This is a genomic window from Vibrio sp. SCSIO 43153, from assembly GCF_023716625.1.
Taxonomy (GTDB): domain Bacteria; phylum Pseudomonadota; class Gammaproteobacteria; order Enterobacterales; family Vibrionaceae; genus Vibrio; species Vibrio rotiferianus.
In genome coordinates, this window is sequence record NZ_CP071855.1 from 2,014,438 (window position 1) to 2,036,551 (window position 22,114).

General features: G+C 43.3%; 19 protein-coding genes. 10 read left to right on the plus strand and 9 right to left on the minus strand.

Annotated elements, in window-relative coordinates; genetic code table 11:
• Positions 1-152 precede the first annotated feature (152 nt).
• The 6 genes from J4N37_RS09800 to J4N37_RS09825 all read left to right on the plus strand — a co-directional run bounded on the left by J4N37_RS09800 (position 153) and on the right by J4N37_RS09825 (position 5,207).
• On the plus strand, positions 153-842 hold the full coding sequence (locus J4N37_RS09800; RefSeq protein WP_010448629.1) for a DUF2786 domain-containing protein: 690 nt from the start codon (positions 153-155) through the stop codon (positions 840-842).
• A 124-nt stretch (positions 843-966) separates the two neighbouring features.
• On the plus strand, positions 967-1,635 hold the full coding sequence (locus J4N37_RS09805) for a YiaD family glycine zipper/OmpA-like lipoprotein (RefSeq protein ID WP_029560995.1): 669 nt from the start codon (positions 967-969) through the stop codon (positions 1,633-1,635).
• A gap of 76 nt (positions 1,636-1,711) precedes the next feature.
• Entirely contained in the window at positions 1,712-2,692 is a 981-nt protein-coding gene (locus J4N37_RS09810; RefSeq protein WP_252040760.1) for a J domain-containing protein, read from the plus strand.
• A gap of 178 nt (positions 2,693-2,870) precedes the next feature.
• The gene (locus J4N37_RS09815; protein ID WP_010448626.1) at positions 2,871-3,056 is read left to right on the plus strand and encodes a hypothetical protein; all 186 of its coding nucleotides are present in this window, start codon (positions 2,871-2,873) and stop codon (positions 3,054-3,056) included.
• Between the two features lie 450 nt (positions 3,057-3,506).
• The gene (locus J4N37_RS09820; RefSeq protein WP_010448625.1) at positions 3,507-3,899 is read left to right on the plus strand and encodes a SulA-like leucine-rich domain-containing protein; all 393 of its coding nucleotides are present in this window, start codon (positions 3,507-3,509) and stop codon (positions 3,897-3,899) included.
• Between the two features lie 204 nt (positions 3,900-4,103).
• Positions 4,104-5,207, plus strand: coding sequence for a phosphoribosylaminoimidazolesuccinocarboxamide synthase (locus J4N37_RS09825; protein WP_252040762.1), 1,104 nt, complete (start codon positions 4,104-4,106; stop codon positions 5,205-5,207).
• A 168-nt stretch (positions 5,208-5,375) separates the two neighbouring features.
• On the opposite strand, the gene J4N37_RS09830 is transcribed toward J4N37_RS09825, so the two are convergent.
• The 6 genes from J4N37_RS09830 to J4N37_RS09855 form a co-directional block, all read right to left on the minus strand.
• Positions 5,376-6,539, minus strand: a complete 1,164-nt coding sequence (locus J4N37_RS09830) for a lipase family protein (protein ID WP_252040763.1) — start codon at positions 6,537-6,539, stop codon at positions 5,376-5,378.
• Positions 6,540-6,541: 2 nt separating this feature from the next.
• Positions 6,542-7,066: a DUF6795 domain-containing protein gene (locus J4N37_RS09835; protein WP_252040765.1), complete on the minus strand. Its 525-nt coding sequence runs from the start codon at positions 7,064-7,066 to the stop codon at positions 6,542-6,544.
• Between the two features lie 233 nt (positions 7,067-7,299).
• Positions 7,300-8,976, minus strand: a complete 1,677-nt coding sequence (locus J4N37_RS09840) for an alkaline phosphatase D family protein (RefSeq protein WP_252040767.1) — start codon at positions 8,974-8,976, stop codon at positions 7,300-7,302.
• Between the two features lie 307 nt (positions 8,977-9,283).
• On the minus strand, positions 9,284-9,661 hold the full coding sequence (locus J4N37_RS09845) for a hypothetical protein (RefSeq protein ID WP_029560994.1): 378 nt from the start codon (positions 9,659-9,661) through the stop codon (positions 9,284-9,286).
• 234 nt (positions 9,662-9,895) lie between these two features.
• On the minus strand, positions 9,896-10,654 hold the full coding sequence (locus tag J4N37_RS09850; RefSeq protein ID WP_138942109.1) for a phospholipase A: 759 nt from the start codon (positions 10,652-10,654) through the stop codon (positions 9,896-9,898).
• A 135-nt stretch (positions 10,655-10,789) separates the two neighbouring features.
• Positions 10,790-13,144, minus strand: a complete 2,355-nt coding sequence (locus tag J4N37_RS09855; RefSeq protein ID WP_252040769.1) for a helicase-related protein — start codon at positions 13,142-13,144, stop codon at positions 10,790-10,792.
• A 217-nt stretch (positions 13,145-13,361) separates the two neighbouring features.
• Here J4N37_RS09855 and J4N37_RS09860 point away from each other — a divergent pair, with 217 nt between their 5' ends.
• The 3 genes from J4N37_RS09860 (at position 13,362) to J4N37_RS09870 (ending at position 17,529) form a co-directional block, all read left to right on the plus strand.
• Positions 13,362-15,050, plus strand: coding sequence for an NAD-dependent malic enzyme (locus J4N37_RS09860; protein ID WP_038887680.1), 1,689 nt, complete (start codon positions 13,362-13,364; stop codon positions 15,048-15,050).
• Positions 15,051-15,215: 165 nt separating this feature from the next.
• The gene (locus tag J4N37_RS09865) at positions 15,216-15,977 is read left to right on the plus strand and encodes a SanA/YdcF family protein (RefSeq protein WP_252040771.1); all 762 of its coding nucleotides are present in this window, start codon (positions 15,216-15,218) and stop codon (positions 15,975-15,977) included.
• Between the two features lie 181 nt (positions 15,978-16,158).
• Positions 16,159-17,529: an SLC13 family permease gene (locus tag J4N37_RS09870; RefSeq protein ID WP_010448608.1), complete on the plus strand. Its 1,371-nt coding sequence runs from the start codon at positions 16,159-16,161 to the stop codon at positions 17,527-17,529.
• 161 nt (positions 17,530-17,690) lie between these two features.
• Here J4N37_RS09870 and J4N37_RS09875 read toward each other — a convergent pair whose 3' ends face one another.
• A complete protein-coding gene (locus J4N37_RS09875; protein ID WP_252040773.1) occupies positions 17,691-19,016 on the minus strand; it encodes a GGDEF domain-containing protein in 1,326 nt (441 codons plus the stop codon).
• Between the two features lie 272 nt (positions 19,017-19,288).
• Between J4N37_RS09875 and J4N37_RS09880 the strand changes: the two genes are divergently transcribed.
• Positions 19,289-20,113 carry a DUF2797 domain-containing protein gene (locus J4N37_RS09880; protein WP_252040775.1) on the plus strand — a complete coding sequence of 275 codons (825 nt, stop codon included), beginning with the start codon at positions 19,289-19,291 and terminating at the stop codon, positions 20,111-20,113.
• A 75-nt stretch (positions 20,114-20,188) separates the two neighbouring features.
• On the opposite strand, the gene J4N37_RS09885 is transcribed toward J4N37_RS09880, so the two are convergent.
• Together J4N37_RS09885 and J4N37_RS09890 are read right to left on the minus strand one after the other, a co-directional pair.
• The gene (locus J4N37_RS09885; protein WP_252040777.1) at positions 20,189-21,424 is read right to left on the minus strand and encodes a cysteine desulfurase-like protein; all 1,236 of its coding nucleotides are present in this window, start codon (positions 21,422-21,424) and stop codon (positions 20,189-20,191) included.
• The gene (locus tag J4N37_RS09890) at positions 21,408-22,064 is read right to left on the minus strand and encodes a 2OG-Fe dioxygenase family protein (protein WP_009705852.1); all 657 of its coding nucleotides are present in this window, start codon (positions 22,062-22,064) and stop codon (positions 21,408-21,410) included. Before J4N37_RS09890 ends, J4N37_RS09885 begins: the two co-directional genes overlap by 17 nt.
• Positions 22,065-22,114: the final 50 nt, after the last annotated feature.

Here is a 22,114-nt window from a genome sequence, read left to right on the forward strand (position 1 = left end):
TCAAAGCACCCTTCTATGGGTGCTTTTCTTTTGTGGTGCACATAGCTTAGCAAGCTTAAACCTTTGGACATAAAGTCCTTGGTTTCGTTTTTACGCCAAAAAAGGTAATATATCCGACTTCTCAAATTTTGTGTTTTTGTTATTGGTCGTCAATGGATAAGCAAAAAGCTCTTAAGAAAATCGCTAAGTGTCTAGAACTAGGTAACTCCGCCAATGTAAACGAGGCTGCAAACGCTATCAAAATGGCGCACCGTCTCATGCTCAAATATGGTCTAGATAAAGATGACATTGAGTTTATCAAGATGGGTAAGACACAATCTTCCCACCTGTTACCTGCTAACATCAGCTCGACTATACTGCGCGTGATTCGAGGCATTAATACCAAGTTTGGTGTTGAAGCAGTTCTGTTGAACCATAAAGGTCTAAAACGAGTAGAGTTTATCGGTGAAGCTGATCGAGCGATCTTTGCTGCATTTGCCTTCGACATTATCTATCGCGAAATGAACGAAAGCACCGGACAGTTCCGCAATAGTTTTGCTGGTTCAGGCACATCATCCATGGAAGTGACTCGTCGAGTTAACTCATTTGTCTCTGGTTGGGTTGAAGGTGCGTTAGAAAAACTACCGACCATTTCACCTGATGAAGAGTCGGCAAACAAAATCAATAACTACATTGATAAAGAGTTCAAAAACATCGACCGTGAGACGTTCAAGAAACAGCTAAAAGAAGCGATGAAAAATCTCACCGCAGATTATGAAGTCGGGCTAAAGAAAGGACGCAAAGTATCTGTTAACCGCGGGGTTGGTGGCGCACAAGCTAGAAAAATGCTTGATAGCAAATAGCTTTTTGGCTGAGTTCATTATCAGTCTGACTTTTACATAACAAATATCAATAACACCCTACGTATAATTCGATTCCTAATGTGAGGCTCACTTTATCGCCTCTGTTTTATATGGAGATATTCCTTTGAAAAAGATGTCTATTGCACTTGCACTAGTGCTTGCTCTTACTGGCTGTCAAGCTACTCAACGTCAAAATGCCACTACAGGCGAGTACGAAACAAACTCAACAACTCAAGGTGCTCTAATTGGCGCTATTGCTGGAGCTGCGATCGGTCTAGCAACAGGTGACAACGCAAAAGAACGTCGTAAGCATGCTCTAATTGGTGCAGCTGCAGGTGGTGCAACAGGTGCTGGTGTAGGTTACTACTTTGATCAACAAGAAGCAGAACTGCGTCGTGCACTACTTAACTCGGGTGTACAAGTAGAGCGTGTTGGTGAGAACCAGCTGCTACTTCGTATGGAAAATGGCATCGGTTTCTCATCTAGCTCATACCAACTAGATGCAGGTATCCACAATACACTGCGTGGTGTAGCGCGCATTCTTGTAGAATACCCTGACACAAGCCTAGTCATCGACGGTTACACAGACAGCACTGGTAGTGAATCATACAACCAAACGCTATCTGAGCGTCGTGCAGAATCAGTTCGTCAATTCCTAGTATCGCAAAACGTCGCACCAGGTCGTGCAATTGCTCGTGGCTATGGTGAACGTAGCCCATTATGCTCAAACCAAACTTCTGAAGGTCGTGCTTGCAACCGCCGTGTTGAAATCCAGATCTTGCCACTGAAGTAATTTGGTTGCACCATATCGGTAATAATAACGATTACCGGAGCAGGTCTAGCGAACTCCGCTAGACCTGACATACCCAATGTCTTTCAGAACCATCGCCCTTACCTTAACTTTAAGTGCCTGCCTTACAAGCACTGCATTCGCTTCTCAAAGTCCTACGCAGCCTGAAGCTCAATTCGATCTAGCGCAACAACTGGCGTTAAAACCCAACCCAGACTCTCCTTCTGACGTGCGTTATTGGCTAGAGCAAGCGGCAAGACAAAGCTATATTCCAGCCCAGAAACAATTAGCTGAAGACTACGCCAGAGGATTAACAGGAAACGTTGACTTCGCACAAGCAACTTATTGGTTTACTTCAGTTGCCTTAAACGATCCAACCGATAGAGGCTTCCTCCTTGCAGACTTTGTTCAGCACCATCAAAATCGCATCACCACCGAAGATCTACTTGAGGCTTGGTACCAATTAGCGGCACTAAAAAACCCTCAAGCCGAAGAAGCTTATAATCAGTTTTTAGAAGAGCGCTTCAACCAACTAAGGGCGAAACAGGTTTCCGAGATTGTAGAGCTAGATAAAACTGCCACACACGAAGAAGCACAAGATATATCTGCATTTGAACAGGAACAGAAAGCAGAGACCACGAATATATGGTATGCCTCAGGTGCGCTCGGATTGAGTGTATTGATTGGCGGCTTTGCTTTTGGTTACCGAAGACACAACAAAAAAGTTGAAGCCAATATCGCGCATGAAGCATCGCAATCTCTGCAATTAGAGACTCAGGTTAAAGAGCTGCAGTTTGCTAATAAACAACTTAAACGCCAACTCGAAAAGGTGTTCAAAGAGTTTAAGAAAATTAAGGGGCAGTCTGACAATCAAAAACTCGCAATAGCATCTGCCACATTTGGCTACACACCACAGCGTATTCCCGACAGTAAAGCAGTGAAATTGCGCTACAGACAATTATCGAAACTCTATCACCCTGATTCTAGGGGAAGTGAAGATGAGATGAAGCGTTTAAATCAAGCGTTTAAAATTATCTCACAAAATGTTACAAAAGAGTAAATTGACGCAATACTCCCTTTCCTTGCGAGCTTTTCATCCTAGAAAACAAAGGCTCGCAATCGATCTCCCTCTCAAACAAATTAACAGACATTTAACTTAACGTTCGTTTGTATGCCATAATACGGGGCGAAAAATAACACCTAGCGACTCAAAACTAATTTAGGTGGGGAGAAAATCAATGTTCACTGAAGAAGGCACCTGTGACTGGTGTAAAAAACCTAGCTTTGTAACTCGTCATGATTACCTTGATGGGAAGTACCATCGCTCTTGCAAATCTTGCTTCGACATCGCGAAAATCGACGTTCGCCTGTTTAACCAAGGCGAAATGCAAATGCGTGAACGCATGGCACACCAAGCGAGCTAATCAGAACAAATCAATGGAACTGATTTTCAAAGGCGCCTTTTTAGAGGCGCTTTTTTGATCTCTAAACATAATACCAACTGTATCAAACAACGACGCACTCTAGTTTGCGACAATACTAAATCAAATCACTTTCTAAGGTTGTACCTTTGAGTGGATAAGCGCACTTCAAAGCGCTCCCTCCTTTATCCAAAGCACTGTATAGACGAAAAAAAGTACTGTATATACAGTTGTAATGACCTGTAGATAGAAAAAGAACACTACTTATCTCACATTTATCCCCTTTCATAAAAACAAGCAAAACCAAAAATAATTCCTCAAAATTCAACAAGTTACAAAAACAAATATAAAGGACCATAGAAAAATATTAACTTAAACTTTTAAAAATCGGTTGATCTGTCACCAAAAACAAACTACTGTATACACATACAGCATGTATAAAGGAACAGTAAGATGCAGTTACAAAGTCAATCTCATACATACTCTCGCTACAACGTATTGGCACAAGCAACGCAACCTATGGATGTGTCTGACCAACTTCTTTCTAAGTTGGCAGTATTGTCTCAACAGCAACAGTGGATTCTGTTTACTGCTGAGTGCCCTCGCCCTGATTTTGAGCAACTTGCTGCTTCTAACATTCGCTGTCAAAACATCATTCAAATGAAGCCATCTCAACAGCTTTCTGAAGTGGAAATCGTTATTAAAGCTATTCAATCTGGTAATGCTAGCGCTGTTGTCGCATCGAACAAGATTGCATTAATGAATCAATCAATGCTTCGCGATATTGCCCAACGTTATCAGTGTGAAGTCTTTTTCGTCGAAGGCAGAGTGAACAAGTACCACTAACAAGATCGACGTTATCCATCCTGCATCTCGCCTCCTTTTAAGGAGGCTTTTTTTGTACTTCAACAAATTAAGGCAAACGTTTGCTTTTTCTCTGGCGAGTTAAAATAGTTCTGGTATGATGCCCTCATTCGATTTATTCAGCGCACATTGTTCGCTGGATATCTTCTCTTTATGACGTTTGATTAAGATGATAGGAATGTCGCAATGAGCCTTGCTAATCAAGTACTTGCCGTCAATGACGACCTGCCAATTCGCACCCACAAGCCTGTACACAGCGGAAAAGTTCGCTCTGTATACTGGTTAACTGAAAAAGACAGCGCACGACTGATCAAAGAAAAAGGATACGATGTTGCTCCTGATGCCCCACTGGCAATCATGGTGATCAGTGACCGTATCTCCGCATTCGATTGTATCTGGCACGGCGAAGGTGGGCTAAAAGGCGTTCCAGGAAAAGGGGCGGCACTAAACGCGATTTCTAACCACTGGTTCAAATTGTTTAAAGACAACGGTCTTGCTGATAGCCATATCTTAGACATCCCTCACCCATTCGTTTGGATTGTGCAAAAAGCGAAGCCAGTGAAGATTGAAGCGATCTGTCGTAAATACATTACTGGTTCTATGTGGCGCGCTTATTCAAATGGCGAGCGCGAGTTCTGTGGTATTCAGCTTCCTGAAGGTCTTGAGAAAGATAAAGCGCTACCTGAATTACTAATGACACCTTCAACCAAAGGTATCTTGAAAGGCATTCCCGGCGTACCTGAAGCGGATGACGTGAACATCACTCGCCAAAACATCGTAGATAACTTCGAAGCCTTTAACTTCTCTAATGCAGAAGACATTGCACAATACGAGAAGCTACTAAAAGAGGGTTTTAATGTAATCAGTGATGCCCTTAACGCCATCGACCAAACGTTCGTTGATACTAAATTTGAATTTGGTTATGTGCACGATGCGGCAGGTAACGAAAAGCTGATTTACATGGATGAAGTAGGCACGCCAGACTCTTCACGCATTTGGGATACAAAAGAATACCAAGCGGGCAATATCGTAGAGAACTCGAAAGAAGGTTTCCGTCAGTTCTTGCTAAACCACTTCCCTGACCCTGATATTCTGCTTAACAAAGAACGAATGCCAGAACGCGAAGCGCTCGCTCGTGATAACGACCTGCCTGTTGACTCTTTGATGGACATCTCACGAACTTACATCGGTATCGCAGAAAAAATCACTGGTCAGCCAATCACGTTAAGTGACAACCCCAAAGCGGAGATCATTGAGATCTTAAGCAAAGAGTACGGTTTGATCGACTAACTTTATCTCTAAAATGAATGGTTAAAATGAACCAAATAAAAAGTCCGCAAAATGCGGACTTTTTTGCTCAAACTATTAATAAATCAAAAACTTAATCTAAGCTTGATATTAAACTATCTCTCACAATAGCATACGAATTACTTTAACTCTCGGTTACACAAAGCAATCTCAAAATATACTATCAAATGCTTGCTTTGCAGTTGAATACAACTTGTCGATTGTTACTTTAAAAACCCACCGAATAAAACTCGAAGATAAGTCAGTTATCTTACTGACTGCACGGCCCGCAAAGACAAGCATATGCCCTAACAAGCCAATAGTTTGATCTCTTAACTTGTCAGACGCTGACACAATACCTTCTAACTCTTTGGCCAACTTATCATAAAACGTCATGCCACCGGATAATCTGGCCTGTATTTCCATTGCTTTAGCATGTCGAGGGCCTGCATCATTTAGCAGAGTTACCAGAGCTGCGCTCAGCAAATTTGCCCACCTAGACGTATAAGCAGCTTGATGCCTATTATCAAAATTTAATCTCACTGGCTTATTTAGATAAGCTACAGATTGCTCTTTCAGCTCATCCCAACTGTTACATTTAGCTGTATTTATATATCCAGGGACGTCATTGGGGCCCATTCCGTGTGTAGAAAAATAAAGCCCACAACTATCATCCAACCTATACTCTTTATTTGAGAATGGTGCATGAATAAATGGCCATAGTGGAATAAGGGGTACAGGGTCAGCTCCATGTGTACATCGGAAAATATTCGTATTTCTGGTCTCTGATTTTCTTGCATAACTCTCTTGCCCTATTCTTGGCGCTCCAAAAGTATACAAACTGACAGGGATTTTAAACTCTTCAGTTATCCAGTCAGAAACTAATGAAGCTAACGCACCACCTAAGCTATGGCCTACGCAATGTATGTGCTTAGGCATATGAGGTTGAGATAATATGAATCGATTCAAATCAGGTTTTATGGAATAAAAAGCATTCACAAACCCAGAATGAGCAATAGCTCCATTCGGTGAACCCTTTAGTCCTATATTTCCATTTGTAATCCAGTTATGAATAGTTTTAGTCCCACGAACAGTTACAACCATTTCTTCCTTATATTTGCCTTTACCTATTCCAACTAGCGCAAACCCTTCTGATTTTCTCCCTATTCCAAAAATTCCACCTGTTTTACCATGAAAACTGGCCTTCTCCTTATTGAATATAAATTGTCGTTTTATATCACCGCTCACTTTTAAGTATTTATTATCTGTATTGGTGATGAGTTGATAAGGTAAATAAGCTAGTTGTGAAGATAAAACAGGGGTTAACTTAGGCATTTTTATTCCTCTTCTTGATATTTGCTATCGAAGCCGCTTAGTTTGCAAACTCCAAAAACCAAATGATCAGCGCCTTTTTCTACAACTCGATTTTTGAAATGATACTCAGATTCTTGGCTCTCAATATCACACTCCAAACTTTTAAGGTTATTGGTTATATAGTCATGAATTGATAACCCAGAATCTGATGACCACAGAAGTACATCATGGTTGTTGAACTTTGCGGTTATTTGTATTCCTATAACATTCGTATTTAAAGCTGACGGCTTAAACCATAATCCTTGTATTAATTCATCAAAGTGAAATCGGCCGTCTCTATCCGTAAATACAATAACTTCCTTATAGTCATTCAAGCCTGCGAGAAGAGTAACTTCCATATTCTTGACTGGTTCACCTTGCTTCTTGATAACACCGTTTACCTCCGGACTAATTTTCAACTTGTAAGGCTTAAAAAAATCGAACATAAATGAAATACTCATAATTAGCACAATGAAAAATACAAATTTAAATAAAATAATTTTCTTCATTTTAAATTATTTATTCAATAGATTTTAAACACTACTAAAGCTACACTTATCAACCTAAATAAAAAGATATTGATTCATCATATTTCGACGGAAACTACTATTGTTTGAAATTGACTAACAACTTTATTACTCGATATTGTAAAGTTCACCTCCTTATCAAAACAAAGCCAGCAGTATAAACTGCTTGCTTTGTCTATCTTTGAGTAAAGCAGAAAACCATTAGAAACAACACGCTACCCAATATCTAACGTTACACCATCGGTAGTAGAAGCTGACTTAGTCGTAACTCGATACTCTTTATCTGTAATAGTCGAGACCATGTACCACGTTGATTCTGCTTTTTCCGGAGTGAAGGTTACGCGCATAAAACCACGCTGTTTAATATCTGTCCATTGAAGCTCCTTCGATAAGTGAGGAAGCGTAAACTCCATTTGAGCAATCGCAACCGGATCCAATCCTAAATAAGCCTCTAAACCGGGAGAACTGACAGAGCTTGTTGCAAACTCCACACCGATGGGATTACCCGACATATCTGCCAGCTCGCTTGTCCATGCGTTATGGGTATCCCCTGCTAGACAAACGAAATTGCCAGAAACGGATTGTGCTAACTGGTACAGCTTTTCTCGTTCAACATAGTAACCATCCCACGCATCAAGGTTATACGGTAATGTCACTGGGTCTGAGCTTGGGTCAGCTAGATACGCTGTCATTGCAGCGTTAACGGCTAACAACGCTGCCGATTTCTGCTCATCTGTGGCGGTAAAGAGTTGAAACATCGCTAGCATGACGCTGCTTGGAATTTCCATCTTCGACATTAGTACTTGCTGGCCTAACACGTTCCACTTTGAGTTGTTAGTTGTAAACTGCTCAACTAACCACCCTAACTGGTCCATCCCAAGAAGCTCTCTGTCGCTTGCTCTCGACTCAGCCACAAGTTGAGCAATACCCTCCATTGAAGGGGGTGACATGGAAAAGTAGTCTAAAGGCTTATCACGTCCTACCAAGCGAGTATCAAGCATCATCAGGTTAACAAGGTCACCAAACGCGAACTGCCTATATATCAACATGTTTGATATTGGGTTTTCACGTACTGGTAGCCACTCTACCCAAGCAGCAGCTGCTGCCGCTCGACGATCATAAAAACTCCCCTCTGAATCTTGATGGTTTTCGGCGCCTTCTTTCCAAGCATCGTTCGCGAGTTCGTGATCATCCCAAACGGCAATCATTGGTAAAGTCGCATGCAGTTCCTGCAAATCAGAATCTTGTCGATACTGTGCGTAACGAGCTCGATAGTCTTCTAATGTGACACATTCTGTCCCTTTGCTTGGCTCTCTACCAAGAGCAGTAGCATTCTCAGTCGCGTATTCACCTGAACCATATTCATAGATATAGTCCCCCAAATGTAAAACCACATCGATAGATTTGCTTTTATGTTGGTTAATGATTTCACGATAAACATTGAAATAACCCGCTGGATAATTCGCACACGATACGACGGCCATTGATATTTCATCAATAGCGCCCTCCGGTAGAGTGTGCGTCTCTCCAATAACACTTGAAGCGTCTCCAACCAGGAAGCGATAATAGTATTTGGTGTTGGCGTTGAGGTTCATCACATCAACTTTTACGGTAAAGTCTCGACTGGTATCAGTTGAAAACACGCCTTGCTGAACGACATCTGAAAAATTCATATCAGAAGCAACTTGCCACTCTACGTCGACGTTTGCTGCCTCGGTTGAGACTCGCGTCCAAATAATGACTTGGCTTTGTGTTGGATCCCCGCTCGCGACCCCATGCTCAAAAGCTGCACTCGCGACTAACGTATCATCATCGCTATTACATCCAACTAGACCAGTTGCAACTGCTGTCGAAGACATGGCTTTGATAAAATCTCTACGTGACAAAGACATATTAACTTCCCTTGTTATTTTTTATTCCTTTCGCTAAGAGCGATTGTTCGGCCTAATGCGAATAAGTTATCAATCACAAATAGCGTCTAAACATTGTTTGTGAAACACAAACTTAGAAGCACGTTATGACAATTGCATGTCAAAACGTTACAAAAATGTTAAATTAAGTGTAAATACTCTATATTCATCACACTTATTATCAATTCTGCATTAATAACAAATAGGGAAATGTTGCTTTTGGAGACAAAAAAGCGACTGTCGGATCAGTCGCTTGTTATTAGATGTTTAAAGTGAAGAAAAAGAAAGGCTAAAGTTTGACAGTCAAAACATCCGGTTCACTACTCTCTATTTTGAGTTTACTTCTTTGTTCAATGTACTCAATTTGCTGAGCCTCCAAAGCATAAGGCATAACCACGCGCAGCTCATGTATACCTTCACCTTGCGCTAACCTCACTAAAGTAACCAAATTAGACTCATCACTCTGACGTGAAGACATCGATTTCAATGCAGCTTCCCAAAGACGATCTTCGGGCTGTGTTAATTCCGCGATGTTCTGTTTCCACATTATGCCAAAAATAGGAGCGATGGTGGAAAACGCTTCTAGAAAGGTCCACTTTTTGCTACCAGATGCGCCTAGAAAGCTAGTGTAGTCGAACTCAATGCTTCTCTTTCCTTGTTGTTCCATCATAGGCCTCGACACGCTTTTTATTAGATATACCAAATATCGTTCAACTGTTTTGATATAGCAATAGGATATAAGACAATAGTCTTTTATGCCCTAATTTACATTCAAAAGGAAATATAAGAACCAGACTTGTAACAATCGATGTACAGCTTCGCCATATATAAGCATTCAATTGATTAATATTTTAATGGGTAAAGAAAAGGCGACTTCATTAGTAAATCAGATAGAAAATATTTATAAATTCATAAGTTTAATACCAAGCCCAAGACGAGTCTGAGAGTGGTTGTAATCGATCAAGGTTTCACCATACCCGTGATAACCCTGTAGATAGATACCTAAAATATCGTTAATCGAGTGCGTATAACCAAGTTCAACCCCACCTTTATCCGATGAGAAGTTATAAAAACCCCGAGCATCGATTACGCCAGGCCCAGTATAGAATTTGCTCCAAAGTTTATATGGTGCATAAAAGTCCTCCATATCATCATGTTCAGACTTAAATACCCACCAACCTTGAACGCCATATTCGATCGGTCCGGACACGCGTTCCAAAGATAAGTAAAGACGATCCCAACTGCGCGATAAGGCTGTCGACTGACCATTTGACTCATGCATGTACCCTGTCTCTAAATGGTTAAAGAGCAACATGTTCGACTGATGTGCCAAAAAGACTTGAGGCTTGTAGTTGGTTTCTCTAAAAGGTGAAGAAATATCGTTGTTCGCCAACTGCCACAAAGATTTTTGGGTATAGGAAGCTAGCACAGCAGTACCCGAGTTAAAGCGATACACTGGCACTGATGCGGAGAGTTGGAACTTTACTTCAAATTGCTGAAGTTGATCGACGTCCTCAGCCTTTCCTCTCAAAACATCTCTATTAATATCTGTCGTGTACGTACCTAATACATAGTTGTCTTCGTATGTTGCAATGTTAGTGAGGCTTTTGCTCTGCACAAACATTGGAAACAAAAGAAGCGGAAGGATTTTAAATTTCATTACTCTCCTATTCTCGCCGCCCACAGAGCGGCAATTGTATTCCTATTAAGCTCATATACTTGAGCCATAAATAAAAAGAACGGTATCTGTAGCAAATACCGTTCCAGTACAAAAATCTCGCTATCTCGTTGAAGGCTACTTCACATCGATGACACGACTGGCTTTTTTGTACTGCACTTTCCAACCTGACCAACGAGGTAACTCCCAGCGTTTAGGATCTCCCTTTCGATTGCCATCTGTGTAAATAACATGAACCAACTTACGAGATACAAAGTACTCTACGTCGAGTTTTAATTCAGCCAACAGCAATTTAAGCGGAAACTGCTCTGCAAAGTCCTGATATTCCCAATCTGGTATGCCTTCAAATGGGATGTCGTCCGCTTCAAACAGTTCAATGTCTTCCATGCTTTCCACGCCAAGCGTTTCTAACTGTTCCACGAGCCAAGTTGAAAAAGACAAATCATCAAGCGTGGCTTTATCGATCGGCTCTTGATTTAACCCAAGCGTGTTATAAATCTTCCAATGTTGTATTTGTTGTTTTCTTAACGGGGCGAAACCCGGCAGTAGTGTTTCGTCTTCAATCATCTCCACGATGGATTGAACAGCGACACCACCTTGAAGCACTTGGTATTCAGTGCAAATGGTTCGTCCTGCATAGATCAAGTGCATGGTGGCGCGCGGAGCTTCTTCCTCATAGTTGGTTTCACCTTGTTGCCACTCACCAAGTTCTAATTCACGCAGCAACTTAAGTGAAATAGGTAACATCACAGAGGCAAGGTTCAGTGTCTGCTTTACACCTCTTCCGGGAACGCTATGGCTATCTAGCACTAATGCTGCTTCGCTTCTATCAGGAAAACGGCTGTTACGACCGACCATCATTTCCATCAAACCATTACCCAATGCATCACGACGTCGTTCTCGGCGCACGAATACAAGCTCAGGATGTAACTTGGCGATAGCTTTGGTTAACTCATCACGCTTGTATCGAGATGCGACTTCAAGCTCTGGCAATTCAAATACTTCTCGCATCTGCTTTGCTAAACCTTGCGCTTCTTCAAACACGTTCAGATCAATGTTAACGCCAGACAGTTGCTCCCCGCGCACCAAGCGAATCATCATCGAGGCATCACAGCCAAATGGTTCTTCTATTGCTAACGCTTCGGCCGATTCCCCGCCTTGCAATTGATACAACTGAGCCGGCACAGAAAGCGCTGCTGCTAAGTCAATCATCGCTTCTTTTTCTGCTTTGGTTTGGATACGAGTCACTAAATCCGCAAATAAGGCATCAATTGGTAGAGGGTAAACTTTTTTACCATGCTCGGTGATATCACCTTGATCGTCGATCGCTTCCATCCCTTGCAGGATTTGGAGTGCTGAGTTGAGTGACTTTTCAGGCACAGAATCAAGGAATGAAAGTTCAGAAAGTCTATAACCACAACAAGCCGCTGCGAGCATTGGCTCTACAAGTTCTTCACGATGCAATTCAGGCGGCGTAACTAATTCTAACGGCGCATGTTCACCAAACAAACGAATGCACACCCCTTCAGCAACACGACCTGCACGCCCCATTCGCTGCGCTACACTGGCTTTAGAAATGTTGGTTAACGTCAGTGCTGTACGTCCATTTCGTTGTACGGTTCTGCGCTCCAAACCACTGTCGATCACGACGCGAATATTTGGAATAGTCAGAGAGGTTTCCGCGACATTAGTAGCCAGTACGACTTTGCGTTGCTTTTGCACTGTCAGTGCACGGTGGCGCTCTTCATCACTGACAGAAGCATGTAACTTTACCACCAGCACATCATCGAGATTTTGCAGCATCTGTGAACATTGAGTGATCTCTTTACGACCCGGTAAGAAAACAAGAAGATCACCCTCTTCGTCTTCTAGCGCTTCTTTCACTGTTCGAACGACATCGTTCTCACAACCTTTTTTGTTCGGCAAATAACGACTATCCTCCGAGCGATGGGTCACGGTGACAGGAAAACATCGTCCTTCAGAACGTAAGCGCTTTGCATCCAGATAATTCGCCAGCTTTTCGCCCTCTAAGGTTGCAGACGTGACAATCAAACGGTGCTGTTTTTCTTGCTTTAAAATCGCCGTAAGGAGATCAATGTCCCAGCGGCGTTCATGAAATTCGTCCACCATCACGATATCGAAGCTAGCCAGTTTATTTTCCGCGAACCAGCGCAGTGCAACTCCGGGTGTCACGAACACAACATTGGTGTTTTCATCGTAGTGAGCATGAAGCTTAATCGCATAACCAATCTGCTTACCTAACGGTTGACCGGATTGCTCAGCTAGAAACTCAGCTAAAGATGTACAAGCAATTCGACGTGGCTCAATCACCAATACTCGACCGTGATTGGCAGCCCAAAGCGGCAAGCGTGTGGATTTACCTGAACCTGTTTCGGCTTCTACCACCAAGTGATGTTGATTCACCAGTCGGTCAAATTCAGCTTGTAAGCTATCGATAGGTAATTGAGACATAATAGATTAGAACGTGATATTAGATAGCGAGGGAGTATACCAGAGTCAGAAATCCCTGCTCTAAGATTCACTATGCTCGATTCAGTGACGATATTTTCGTCTAGAAGCAGATTTTTTTGCGACATTACGTTGATGTACATCAACGAATGTTTACAACTAAATGGCGAACCCGTTAGAATTTTACACGCATCCTTCAACCCTACATTTAAGGCACCTAATGAACAACGACAAGCGCCCACTCTATATCCCATATGCGGGTCCGGCTCTTTTAGCGACCCCTCTTTTGAACAAGGGCAGTGCGTTCTCTGCAGAAGAACGTAGTTCATTCAACTTGGAAGGTCTTCTACCAGAAACAACAGAAACCATCCAAGAGCAGGTAGAGCGTGCATACCAACAATACAAAAACTTTGAAAGTGACATGGATAAGCACATTTACCTGCGTAACATCCAGGACACCAACGAAACACTGTTCTACCGCCTAGTTCAAAATCACATTTCTGAGATGATGCCTATCATCTATACGCCGACCGTTGGTGCCGCGTGTGAGAACTTCTCTAATATTTACCGTCGTGGTCGTGGCCTATTTATCTCGTACCCAAACCGCGACTGTATCGATGACCTGCTAAACAATGCAGCAAACCACAACGTTAAAGTTATCGTGGTAACCGATGGCGAACGTATCTTGGGCTTGGGTGACCAAGGTATCGGCGGCATGGGGATTCCTATCGGGAAGCTTGCTCTGTACACCGCATGTGGTGGCATCAGCCCTGCTTACACACTGCCAATCGTATTGGATGTGGGCACGAACAACCCACAACGTCTTGCAGACCCTATGTACATGGGTTGGCGCCATCCACGTATCACGGGCCCTGATTACGATGCATTTGTGGAAGAGTTCATCCAAGCAGTGCAACGTCGTTGGCCAGATGCTCTGATCCAATTCGAAGACTTTGCACAGAAAAATGCGATGCCGCTTCTAGAGCGCTACAAAGATCGCATTTGTTGTTTCAACGATGACATCCAAGGCACTGCTGCGGTAACAGTAGGTTCTCTGCTTGCGGCGTGTAAAGCGGCAGGCACTAAGCTGTCTGATCAACGTATTACTTTCTTAGGTGCTGGCTCAGCAGGTTGTGGTATCGCAGAAGCGATCATCGCACAAATGGTGTCAGAAGGGATTTCTGATGAGAAAGCACGTTCACAAGTGTACATGGTTGACCGCTGGGGTCTATTGCAAGAAGGCATGCCTAACCTTCTCGATTTCCAACAGCGTCTTGTTCAGAAATTCGACAACACTAAGAAGTGGGAAAATGAAGGAACTGGTTTCTCGCTTCTAGATGTAATGCATAATGCCAAACCAACCGTTCTTGTCGGTGTTTCCGGGGCTCCAGGCCTATTCAGTGAGGAAGTGATCAAAGAGATGCACAAGCACTGTGCGCGCCCTATCGTATTCCCACTATCGAACCCAACAAGCCGTGTCGAAGCTACACCCAACGACATCATTCGTTGGACAAACGGCGAAGCATTGGTTGCAACAGGTAGTCCATTTGAGCCGGTGGTTCATGAAGGCCGCACTTACCCTATCGCACAATGTAACAACAGCTACATCTTCCCAGGTATTGGGCTAGGTGTACTTGCGGTAAATGCGAAGCGCGTAACTGATGAAATGCTGATGGAATCAAGCCGTGCGTTGGCAACATGTTCACCATTGGCTATCAACGGTAATGGCGCACTACTTCCACCATTGGAAGAAATTCACTTGGTATCGAAGAAGATAGCATTCGCTGTTGCGAAGAAAGCAATTGAGCAAGGTGTTGCGCTAGAAATCACAGATGAAGCGCTAAATGATGCTATTGAACAAGCATTCTGGCAGCCTGTATACCGTCGCTATAAGCGCACAGCCTTCTAGTTTTTGAGACAGTATGCACAATAAATAGCCCCCACAGTACGGGGGCTTTTGTTTTTTATGCTTTTTTTTACCATTCTAACCAGATTTTGGCATAAATGGACTTCTCTAATTTCCTGACTATCGGATATGATGAGAAACATCTTATTACTCAAGGATATCTCTGGTTTGTTTTTATCTCAGATAAAGTCAAAGTGCTTGTTGTTGCTTTCATGGAAGCGAATAGCTTTGATTTTGTCGATCATTTTAGTTAGCTTCATCACGGTAATTTTTGCCATTGATCGCTGGGTTGCAACACAATCTGAGGATCGTATTTTTACGTCTTATGAACAAGTACCTTCCCATGAAGTTGCCGTCGTCCTTGGCACAAGTAAGTATATTGGGAGAATACTGAATACTTACTATATCCATCGTATCAACGCTGCCATAGACCTTTACAATCAAGGTAAAGTGCAACAGTTTTTATTAAGCGGCGACAACGCGCATCGCTCTTATAATGAACCTTGGACGATGAAGCGTGATTTGCTGAAGGCAGGTGTACCTGAGGAATCAATTCATCTCGACTATGCAGGCTTTCGTACTCTAGACTCTATCGTCCGAGCTAAAAAGATCTTTGCCTCTGAGCGTTTTCTCATCGTAACTCAAAGATTTCATTGTGAACGCGCCCTCTTTATCGCAAACGCCTACAATATTGATGCACAGTGCCTAGCGGTAGCAGGGCCGGATACTCAAAAACAGAAGTCCTCTATGCGCATGAGGGAGTTACTCGCACGAGTTAAAGCATTTCTCGATCTTTACGTGATGAACACTCAACCAAAATTTCTTGGCCCACAAGAGCCTATCGTCCCTCACGATGAGCAACAAGAGCTAGAGAGCACGCCCAATTTGGAAGAAGAGCCCCAAACACCAAACACTTCAGACCAGTTGTAAAATGTCTTATGGGTAGATTACTACCCATTTCTAAATCCTCACCTCACATTTCCGTAACAGTTCCCCCAAACTCTCCAACTTTAACGCCTCAAGCGAAGTAACATTTCATCAATAAATAAAAACAAGTCAGTTACTTTGCCATAAAAAATAATTAATAAGGCGCTGAACAAGGAGCTCAAATATGACCGCACTCGCCGTGACATTGAAGAATTGGTTCTTCACCCGAAACAGTATGATTTTAACCGCTAATATCGTGTTGTTTTTAGTCTTACTCACTACCCTTCCTTTCGACCCCAAAGTAGTAACGGGTTTGAGTATCTTAGTATTTGTCGCGATACTTTGGTTAACCGAAGCCATCCACGTTAGTATCACAGCGTTGCTTGTCCCTCTACTCGCCGTGTTCCTTGGCGTGTTTAATACCCAAACCGCGCTAAACAACTTTTCTAACTCAATCATCTTTTTATTTTTAGGTGGTTTTGCTTTAGCGGCCGCTCTACATAAGCAAAAGCTCGATCAAGCAATTGCCGATAAGGTACTGCTCATTGCGCGCGGAAAAATGTCTGTCGCAGTATTCATGCTTTTCGGTGTTAGCGCGGGTCTGTCAATGTGGATTTCTAACACAGCGACTACCGCAATGATGTTACCGCTGGTTTTAGGCGTGATGAGTAAATTGGATGCGAAAAAGAACCACAGTACCTACCTATTTGTACTCCTAGGCATTGCATACAGTGCTTCTATTGGTGGTATAGCAACTTTGGTAGGTAGTCCACCAAATGCCATCGCGGCTGCGGAAGTTGGCCTGAGCTTTACCGAATGGATGGAGTTAGGTTTGCCGATTTCACTCATTCTGATGCCAATTGCAATTTTGATTCTTTACACCATGACGAAGCCGGATTTGAGTCACGAGTTCGAGCTTGACCACAAACCTGTTGAGTGGACAAACGGTAAGAAGATCACCCTAGCGATTTTCCTCTTAACAGTTACATTCTGGATTTTCAGCAAGCCAATTAACGCAATGCTTGGTGGCTTCGCGAAGTTCGATACTTTGGTGGCGATTGGCGCGATTCTTTTGCTTGGTGCTTCTCGCGCGGTAGAGTGGAAAGACATTGAAAAAACCACCGATTGGGGCGTACTGATCTTATTCGGCGGCGGTATCTGTCTAAGTAACGTACTTAAAGCGACGGGTACAAGCGTATTCTTAGCTAACGGTCTAGCTGGCTTCCTAGAACAAGCAGGTATTCTTATTACGATTCTGTCTGTCGTCGCTTTCGTAGTATTTTTGACTGAGTTTGCAAGTAATACAGCAAGCGCCGCACTATTAGTACCCGTTTTCGCCACCATTGCAGAAGCACTTGGTCTATCGCCAGTGATTCTATCAGCCCTAATCGCTGTTGCTGCTTCTTGTGCCTTCATGCTTCCAGTAGCGACGCCACCAAATGCCATTGTTTTTGGTACTGGTCACATCAAGCAGCAAGAGATGATGCGAATCGGTATGGTGCTCAACATCGCCTGTATCGCCGCTCTTACTTTATTCGCTTGGTTGTTCTGGTAAAAACAAAGAGAGCCGCGTTTATACGCAGCTCTCTTTAGGAAATTTAGCACTACAGCTGCTGTTCTCGGTAATCAATGTGAGTACCTAACTACTACCCCCTAGTCATGTTCAGCAGTTTCCCTTTTGGTGGTCGTACGACCACCTTTTTTTATATCTAGGGTCTACTTCACCACCTTCAGTGAAACTAGCCCGAAGTTAACCTCAACGCGATTGCGGCCCTTATGCTTCGCTTGATAAAGCGCTTCATCAGCCCTCGCCATCGCTTCAGTCATTCGCTCCTTTTGCATCTCAGCAACACCAATACTACAAGTTAACTTTTCGCCATGTATCCAAAGGTGATTTTCTACATTCTTTCTAAGCTTTTCTGCTCTTTCTTGGGCCTGATGAACAGAGCAATCGGGACAAAAGACAACAAATTCTTCTCCCCCCCAGCGAACAAGACGATGATCTTCTGGGATTGAGCTGGCAATAACCATCACGAACTCTCGCAACACATCGTCTCCCATTTGGTGTCCGTACTTATCATTAACAGCTTTAAAATGATCTAAATCTAAGTACAAGATAGAGAACGACTCAGTCCCCCACCTCACTTGGCGGGCTTTTTGTTCCATCCAGTTTCGAACTGCGTGTCTGTTCATTGCTCCGGTCAACGCATCTCGATGAGCTAACTCTGCAAACTCGTAGTTCTGCGCTCGCAACGTGTTGTTTGTTCTTTCTAAATGACGATGCCGCTTTTGTGCTTTATCAAAAGCACGCTTACTTTTTCTCAACTCGTTTAAAGAGAATGCTAACCCTAATGCCATCCATGAAAACAGTAACGTGAACAACAGCGTTTCTTGGGCTAGATATGCTCCCTCAAACTCCATTTTCTCGATGATGATTTTGTGATGGCCTAGTCCAGCACCCGCTCCTGTAGCTAAATCAATTCGAGTGATATTTGAAAACTCCGGCCCAGAATGCTCAATAGGTACTTTATTATCAGCTAGCCACCAGGTCATCACCTGAAGGTTTTGAATTGGAATCTCGATGCTTTGTGTATGGCCTGAGGAGTCAAACTGCATACCGTTGTATTTGATTGTGTATTCATCTTGTGGGCTTGAGTAGACTTCATTAAAGTTTCTCAGGTACAACCTTATTTTCTTTGTTCCCTGACCTGACTCTGCATAACGAAGCTTGATACGAACCGTGTGGTAGTTTGATAGATCAATACCTTGGGTTGCTTCTTTAACGTCTGTGTATATAGAGATCCCACAGTAAGGCCAAGCATAGCTACTTTCCTTTAAATCGCAGTTCAGCTGCAGGTCACCATCATCCCACTTAATACTCGACTGACTAGCCCCACCTTCCGCGGAATCATTCGTAGCATGGAACTTATATTTCTCTGGAGTCACAACCAATTTGCGAGTATCGCCCAGCAGGCTATAAAGCGCGACTAGGGTAATAGTGCATATAGACAAGGCAAAAATGAGTTTATGTATCCACTTCATATTTTCAGCCATGAGTAATTGATGATTATATAGTGCAATGTACTGAATGTTTTTTCGAACTTCAAATAAAGATATTTATCAAGACTCTAAAACACCTAAAGAACAATGATCTCAGCGATGAAACAACAACAATCGTAACTTGTGATATTTATTCCATAAAACATTAGGACTTAATTAAATACTGGTTTGCGAAACACTTCACAAGCATGTGCTACAAGCAGTGAGCAAGCCATTCTGGTATACTGTGCAAAAACACAATAATGAGTAATGTCATGTCAATAATTGCTACAGGTACGCTAAACAAAATGCGTGCTTCCCTTGATGGTGCCGTGAGCTACCGTCTTCCTGTGGGTGATGAAGAAGTGGATCTAAGCCCATTTCTCGGTCAAACCCTCACCCTAACTCACACTGGCAACATCTACTGTTGTTCTTGCGGTAAGAAAACCAAGAAGAGCTACTCTCAAGGCCACTGCTTTGTTTGTATGAAGAAGTTGGCGAGTTGCGACATGTGCATCATGAAGCCAGAAACTTGTCACTACGCACAAGGCACCTGTCGCGAGCCACAATGGGGTGAAGAAAACTGTATGGTGGACCACTTCGTTTACCTATCTAACACATCAAGTTTGAAAGTGGGCATCACGCGCCACACGCAAATTCCGACCCGTTGGATCGATCAAGGCGCGACACAAGGTCTGCCTATCTTCAAAGTGAAAACTCGTCATATCTCTGGTTTGATTGAAATCGAGCTAGCAAAACACATCGCCGATAAGACTAACTGGCGAACGCTACTTAAGGGCGATGGTAAGCCAATTGAGCTGCAAGAACGCTTCGCAGAACTGCTGCCATTAGTGGAAGATAAAATCGCAGAGATTAAGCAACAGTACGGTGACGACGCGATCGAAGTGCTAAGTGAGAATATCACTGCCCTAAGCTACCCTGTTCAGCGGCATCCTACCAAAATTACTTCGCACAACTTCGATAAAAACCCAGTTGTTACGGGTACGCTGCAAGGCATTAAAGGCCAATACCTGATCTTTGATACTGGCGTGATCAACGTGCGTAAGTTCACCTCTTATGAGGTTGAAGTGAGCGAATAAGCCCACCTTCACTCTATAAAAACAAAAAAGCTCGAGCCAAGTGCTCGAGCTTTTGATTTGTGGAATCGTCGATGATTACGCGTCGAGTATGCTCTCTAACACATCAAACAACATATCGATCTCTGCGGTTGTGTTGTAGTGCATACAACCAATTCGCACCACACCACCCGACTCTTCTAAGCCTAACTGGCGAACGAGTCCTAGTGCATAGAAGTGCCCATTCCAAACGCAAATATTGTGCTCACCCAACGTTTTAGCAATGAACTCTGGAGCGTATTTATCAAACGTAAGAGCAAACGTGGGTGTCCTCAGTTGGCTACTTTCATTGTTAATGCCAAACAGATTCACCCCATCAAGCGCACCCAGACGCTGTAAGAAATGCGCACTTAGTTGCTGTTCATGCTGATTATATAACGCGTAGCTTTGCTCTAAACGCTGACGAAGTGATGCACCTTCATCACCAAATTGCGCTAAGTATTCGATAGCAGCAGTCACGCCTGCTAAACCTTCAAAACTCTGCGTTCCTGTTTCGAAGCGTCCTGGTCCAATATTCGTTGCAGGTTCCACTTTATACGGTTTGATACTGTGCAACCATTGGTCAGCAATGTAAGCAATACCGACATGTGGTCCAAAAAACTTATATGCTGAACACGCCAAGAAATCACACCCTATAGCTTGCACATCGACTAAGTGGTGCGGCGCATAATGAACAGCATCCACATAAACCTGAGCACCAATGCGATGCGCCAGTTCTACCACTTGATGAATGTCGACAATTGAGCCGGTGGTATTCGATGCGTAAGTCACAGCGACTAAGCGAGTTTTTTCGCTCAGCAGACTTTGCAGATGTTCTAGATCTAACGTACAGTCATGTTCGTTGATTCTCACTTGGTGAACAATGACGCCTTTGTCTTCTGCGGCTTGCTGCCAGCTCGATACATTGGAGTAGTGATCTAATGCCGAGACAATGATTTCATCTCCCTCTTTCCAATCGCGACTGATCGCACGGCTTAATTGGAAAGTCAGTGACGTCATATTGGCACCAAAAACGATATTACCGGATGAAGGTGCATTGAGCAGTGCTTGCGCAGACTCACGAGCGGATTGCATAACGTCAACCGTCGCTTGACTCGAGAAATAGTGCCCACCGAGATTAGAGTTAAAATGCCCAAGGTAACTCACCATACTGTCTAACACCGACTGCGGCACTTGTGATCCGCCAGGGCCATCAAAAAACGTCACTGGCCGATCGTTGTGATATTGGGCTAATGCCGGAAACTGCTCTCGAATTTGGTTAAGATTGAAGTTCATTTCGCTTGTCCGTCGCTGTCAGTACAAATACGTCCATATGACCTTCTTGATCATTAATCACTGAGCGAATTGGTACGGCGTTGTGCCATAATTTGCTGTCTGCCAACATTGCCACTTCACCGTTTTCCAATACTTTACGGAAAAAAGGCGCTTGGTTGTGGCTGCTGTATAGCATGATGTCGCCACCCATGATGTTGTGACGCCCTACGCCTACTAACGCGATGTGGTCAAAACCATCTTGGTGTACCCCTTCCGGTGCAACTTGGGTTTCATCGTAAATCGCGGTAATTCGAATTTGATGGATCTCGATTTCCTGACCGTCTGGTAAATGGTTTGCGTTAACGAACAACTCACACATTTCACGGAAACCTTCACTGGAAAGAATCCCTTTTTCAATCGGCTCAAACTGGCGAATCACATCACCTTGGAAACGGTTGATATCAGAAGATTGTACAAAGCTGTTCTTGTTTAAATCGACCACCTGACCGTTTTCAAACCCAACGACAGAGTAACGACGAAGACGATATTGGCCGTCGGCGTGTTCCGTACGAGGTAGGCCTTCGAAGGAAGGAGAAAGTTGCTCAATCGCTGCCATGCTGAGCTGAGTTAAATGTAGGGTGTTCTCTCGTGAATGTAACATCATTGGCTCCTTTAATGAGGCACATTTAGCTTGTTTAAATTAACATTTAA

Excerpts from the sequence above, each read along its gene's own strand:
- J4N37_RS09800 (WP_010448629.1), top strand. The coding sequence starts at position 153 with ATGGATAAGCAAAAAGCTCTTAAGAAAATCGCTAAGTGTCTAGAACTA.
- J4N37_RS09810 (WP_252040760.1), top strand. The coding sequence starts at position 1,712 with ATGTCTTTCAGAACCATCGCCCTTACCTTAACTTTAAGTGCCTGCCTT.
- J4N37_RS09815 (WP_010448626.1), top strand. The coding sequence starts at position 2,871 with ATGTTCACTGAAGAAGGCACCTGTGACTGGTGTAAAAAACCTAGCTTT.
- J4N37_RS09820 (WP_010448625.1), top strand. The coding sequence starts at position 3,507 with ATGCAGTTACAAAGTCAATCTCATACATACTCTCGCTACAACGTATTG.
- J4N37_RS09825 (WP_252040762.1), top strand. The coding sequence starts at position 4,104 with ATGAGCCTTGCTAATCAAGTACTTGCCGTCAATGACGACCTGCCAATT.
- J4N37_RS09830 (WP_252040763.1), bottom strand. The coding sequence starts at position 6,539 with ATGCCTAAGTTAACCCCTGTTTTATCTTCACAACTAGCTTATTTACCT.
- J4N37_RS09835 (WP_252040765.1), bottom strand. The coding sequence starts at position 7,066 with ATGAAGAAAATTATTTTATTTAAATTTGTATTTTTCATTGTGCTAATT.
- J4N37_RS09840 (WP_252040767.1), bottom strand. The coding sequence starts at position 8,976 with ATGTCTTTGTCACGTAGAGATTTTATCAAAGCCATGTCTTCGACAGCA.
- J4N37_RS09845 (WP_029560994.1), bottom strand. The coding sequence starts at position 9,661 with ATGGAACAACAAGGAAAGAGAAGCATTGAGTTCGACTACACTAGCTTT.
- J4N37_RS09850 (WP_138942109.1), bottom strand. The coding sequence starts at position 10,654 with ATGAAATTTAAAATCCTTCCGCTTCTTTTGTTTCCAATGTTTGTGCAG.
- J4N37_RS09855 (WP_252040769.1), bottom strand. The coding sequence starts at position 13,144 with ATGTCTCAATTACCTATCGATAGCTTACAAGCTGAATTTGACCGACTG.
- J4N37_RS09860 (WP_038887680.1), top strand. The coding sequence starts at position 13,362 with ATGAACAACGACAAGCGCCCACTCTATATCCCATATGCGGGTCCGGCT.
- J4N37_RS09870 (WP_010448608.1), top strand. The coding sequence starts at position 16,159 with ATGACCGCACTCGCCGTGACATTGAAGAATTGGTTCTTCACCCGAAAC.
- J4N37_RS09875 (WP_252040773.1), bottom strand. The coding sequence starts at position 19,016 with ATGAAGTGGATACATAAACTCATTTTTGCCTTGTCTATATGCACTATT.
- J4N37_RS09880 (WP_252040775.1), top strand. The coding sequence starts at position 19,289 with ATGTCAATAATTGCTACAGGTACGCTAAACAAAATGCGTGCTTCCCTT.
- J4N37_RS09885 (WP_252040777.1), bottom strand. The coding sequence starts at position 21,424 with ATGAACTTCAATCTTAACCAAATTCGAGAGCAGTTTCCGGCATTAGCC.
- J4N37_RS09890 (WP_009705852.1), bottom strand. The coding sequence starts at position 22,064 with ATGTTACATTCACGAGAGAACACCCTACATTTAACTCAGCTCAGCATG.